We start from the raw sequence: 4086 nt of genomic DNA on the forward strand, positions 1-4086 counted from the left end.
AATTTGGCATATTCAAGTTTTTGTTGTGCACTGAGTGTTACTTTTGATTTTCTGGTCATAGTGATACCTTTTGGGTTTAGCTCATTTTACGCTATAAACCTGTCCAGTTTCATTAGACCATTACACATGGTGTAATTGCTAGGAAAAAGAAGGCAGAAGGAATCCAGTTGCTGCAATACTTAAAAGTTGGGGTTGCTCCATGATAAAAAATATCATTTGTATAGGTGCTGTTTCTTTTATTACATCTTGTGCCTTTAATTATGAAAATAAAATTCAAATATTGACTACAGAAAAAGTTGTCGATATCACCAAGCAGGGATCTAAGGTTTGTGATAGCTTCCAATTGACAGAAAGCGAAATTACTTTGTATTTCCAAACAGCCGAGGAAGTCAGTAATGAAGAAGCTCATGGAGAGTCAATTATTATGCCTTGTAAATATTCAGGGGAATTAATAATGAATAAGGAAGTCTATTCATATGAGGTGTTTGCTGGGGGGGCTGGGTATATTTTTGATGATAAAGGGTGGGTTCTAAAAAACTTTATTTGTAAAAACAATAATTGCTGTAGTAGTTTTTCAAACCTGTGCTGATACGTTTGGAGGGTAACAACAAACTAACAACACGCCCTGAGGTGGACAGCAAGCACTAAAGCTCTCTTTCCACCGCAAATTTTAACAGCCATGATCCCTTACTTTTCAATGCCGTTAGGTAAGTTGACTCATCGTAGGACGTATGTGTTTTCCAGCATCTAAAGAGTATTCGTATCCACTTAAATGTCAGTGATCTGATGATGGTTGTTCTTAATTTATAAGCATGGGTTTTCCTTTAGCTTCTTGCTGCCGTCTATCGCGGTTTAGTAACGATGCTTTACCAAAATAAATAACACAAGATAATCCTGCCATTGTGTTCGGTGACAGGGGATTACATCTGTTCAAATAAGCCACTTAAACACTAGTAATACCTGCCAAAACGCCAATTAAAGCAACAGCAAATCCTCTTTTTATATTTTACGTGAAAGTCAGTTGTCGATTGAATCAAAATAGGAACTCGGCTATGGTTAATCCATCAATAAAAATAAATTAAAAACGAGTTATTCTACAGGCTCGTTATGTGTAATCTCAAATGAAACTACTGTTTTTAACCTCTACATGTATTGGCCTATATATTCTTATCCTATGGCTTAGTACCAGATATCGAGAAGATAAGATTTCTTCCTTAAAGTGGGTGTTGCAAGCAACGCTAGGAACTTTGTGCGTGTTATGGCCGATCCTATTTATAAATCAATTTTGGGTATTGTTTTTAGCAGCATTAGTTATAGTTCTTGCTTTATTTGTCGGCGCTCAGGGGGGTGTGTTTGGTAGGCTAAGCAAAAATGGTATTTTCGGTGGTATTTGGTTAACAATACCCTTATATTTTTATTTAGTAACAAACACATAATAAATCACCGCACCAGACCCGAACTACGTTCCTCAAATTTGCATTCACTTCGTTTATTGTATGTTGTATGCAAACTTTTTCCACTTCGCTTGGTCTGGTGAGTTAGGTGTTATGTGAAAAGGAGTTTTTAAGAATGGCGCTTTTTTCGATTTCACACGGAGCTGTTCCTTTTTAATATCTATCGCCTAGTTTGGGTTCGTAGCTTTGTTTTCCCAAGCAGAAAATTCAGGGTTCGCTTTTGGTTTTATTTTGGATGTGTTTCCAGCGTTACTTGGTATGTTGCTTATAGTTGCTAGTTCACTGTATAGAGCTATTTTTGTATTTACACAGAAACCAAAACAAACGATGAAAGATAAAGTTACTTTAATAACTGGGCTGTTAATCACATTCCTATAGTGGTGCCTTTATTAAGTTAATTTTCACATAACATATATGAGCCTTAACTCTGTCAATAGGCAATAGTATTTTCTTTGACCGTTGTTATTCAGTGACGGTCAACTTTAAATCAATAAATAAATTCGTTTACTTCGTCTGTCGATGCACCAGTTATGCAAGTCGCTTGTGACAAATACTTACAAGGGTCGCTGCGCAGTAATCTCTGATTGCGATCTTATCGCAGCCAGGTTTTTCCCATATCCTTTTGGGGTCGTTGGGGCACTACGACCAAATGGATTTAGAAGGTAGAGCGAAGGATTATGCCAGAGCCGAGACATTCATCGGTTAACTTCATCATGGCACTACTCAAGAGGGCTGGTTTCATCAATCGAATATGTCGTCTCGTTTAGTTTAATTTTAATCTACATGCTCGTTAGCCGTGTTTCCTAAATTGCTTACTCAGTGCTACTATAGTGATACATTTTTGTGGAGGTTATTATGAGAGTAGAGTTAGTAACAACATTGAAACGCCAAGCGACGAAAATATTATCTGAACTGCATTTAACTAAAGAGCCCGTATTAATCACCGAACATGGGCAACCGTCAGCGTATCTTGTTGATGTTGATGACTTCGAATTCATGCAAAAACGTATGCAAATCCTTGAGGCGTTAGCTAAAGGCGAGCAGGCAATAAGTAGAGGAGAAACTACGTCTAATATTGAAGCTAAAGAGAAAATGAATAAATGGCTGAAATAATCTGGACAAATCCTGCTCTGGAAGATCTAAACGATATCGCTGAATATATTGCATTGAGTAACTTGCTGTCAGCTAAAAAGTTGGTGGCGAAAATCTTTGCTAAAGTTGAACGCCTTGAAGAGTTCCCTGAATCAGGGAAAACACCGATTGAACTCTCAAATCTGAATTACCGTGAAGTGATAGTTAATCCTTGTCGTATATTTTACAAAATAGACAATGATAAGGTTTTTATTTTACACATAATGAGACAAGAGCGTGATTTACGTAAGTTCTTGTTGCAAATGTAGCTTACACTAATCGGGTAGCCTGAGCTCTTTCAACATCACCCATATGCGCTTTTTATTTACAGTAAGTGCAGTGGGCGGTTCACCTCCTGTAATCACGATGTACTGATAAGGCTAGGCACTTACCGCCTAAAATAAGCCACTCAAACACTTGTCAGACCTTCCAAAACGCCAATTAAAACAACAGCAAATCGTCTTTTATATTTTACGTGAAAGCCAGTTGTCGATTGAATCAAAATAGCAACTGGGCTATGGTTGAACCATCAATAAAAATAAATTAAAAACGAGTAATTCTACAGCCTCGTTAGAGTTTTCTGTATGTCTCTTGTAAACGGAATTCCAATTTCAGAACTACCAAAGGTTCTTAATCTTATCTTTGAAGATGATGTTCTTATTTACGAAGCTTATTCAGATTTCGATAAAGAAATACAAATTTTTTCTAATCGGAAGGATTTGAATGAATATGCTAATTTCAAACTATCTGAGAATGACTTTAGGTGTAAAGATATCAACTTGACTCTCCACTACTCTGACACTGGTGGGGAGGTTTACATTGAGAAACATGATTTGGTTCCAGATAAGTGTGATGGTGCTACCTATAGATATACAGCAGATGGCTGGGGCACAATCAATTTCAATATTTTTATTGAAGGAGATTACTTCGTGTTGTTTTCGCTTCATGCAAGAGATAAAAAGGAGGCAAAAGAGTGGCAGGATACTTATCCAGAGTTTGGGTCTTTTTTAGTTTGGGAATGGAAAAATGTCAGTAAGCATTTAAAAAGACTAGAGACGTCATACAGTGCAATTCATAATAAGTTGGCAAAAAAACTCTAACAAGTCGATTATGTTCGCCCAACAATTTGGGCTGAGACTGCAAACCCGCGCGCCATATCGAAGAAAAACAGCATCAGGTCTTGCATCTTGCATTTTATTATAAAAGTCAAAAAGAAAGACCTGCCGACGGAACCATGCGAAGGTTATAGTCTCTGAAAAGGCAAAAGCTATCCCAACTTGTCAGCTAGTGATTCAAATTACTCATGCTCTAAATATCAACCGTGGGAAGCTGAAGCGTTTGAACTAGAAGATAGAGTAAGAGAAGCTTTATATAACAGGATCCCAGAATTAAAATGCTTATAACAAGCAATTAGGATCGGCAACGTCCGTTCATGGCACTCTGTCGCCATAATAATTCTTACAGGTCAAAAGACTGCTATTTTAATTTAAGTCGATTTAGC

4 protein-coding genes and 1 pseudogene are annotated in these 4086 nt (G+C 37.2%); 4 read left to right on the forward strand and 1 reads right to left on the reverse strand.

Features of this window, described 5'->3' with window-relative positions:
• Positions 1-199: 199 nt before the first annotated feature.
• Positions 200-589: a hypothetical protein gene (locus H5232_RS22440; protein ID WP_182831557.1), complete on the forward strand. Its 390-nt coding sequence runs from the start codon at positions 200-202 to the stop codon at positions 587-589.
• 55 nt (positions 590-644) lie between these two features.
• On the opposite strand, the pseudogene H5232_RS24405 reads toward H5232_RS22440, so the two are convergent.
• A pseudogene (locus H5232_RS24405) lies at positions 645-788 on the reverse strand (IS110 family transposase); the annotation flags it as partial.
• A 1521-nt stretch (positions 789-2309) separates the two neighbouring features.
• Here H5232_RS24405 and H5232_RS22445 point away from each other — a divergent pair.
• The 3 genes from H5232_RS22445 to H5232_RS22455 all read left to right on the forward strand — a co-directional run bounded on the left by H5232_RS22445 (position 2310) and on the right by H5232_RS22455 (position 3685).
• Entirely contained in the window at positions 2310-2567 is a 258-nt protein-coding gene (locus tag H5232_RS22445) for a type II toxin-antitoxin system Phd/YefM family antitoxin (protein WP_149981240.1), read from the forward strand.
• Positions 2555-2854 carry a type II toxin-antitoxin system RelE/ParE family toxin gene (locus H5232_RS22450; protein WP_145241241.1) on the forward strand — a complete coding sequence of 100 codons (300 nt, stop codon included), beginning with the start codon at positions 2555-2557 and terminating at the stop codon, positions 2852-2854. The genes H5232_RS22445 and H5232_RS22450 overlap by 13 nt, the downstream gene beginning before the upstream one ends.
• Positions 2855-3169: 315 nt before the next feature.
• On the forward strand, positions 3170-3685 hold the full coding sequence (locus tag H5232_RS22455; RefSeq protein ID WP_182739800.1) for a hypothetical protein: 516 nt from the start codon (positions 3170-3172) through the stop codon (positions 3683-3685).
• The last annotated feature ends 401 nt before the right edge of the window (positions 3686-4086 follow it).

This window comes from Pseudoalteromonas sp. SG41-5, from assembly GCF_014164495.1.
GTDB lineage: Bacteria > Pseudomonadota > Gammaproteobacteria > Enterobacterales > Alteromonadaceae > Pseudoalteromonas > Pseudoalteromonas rhizosphaerae.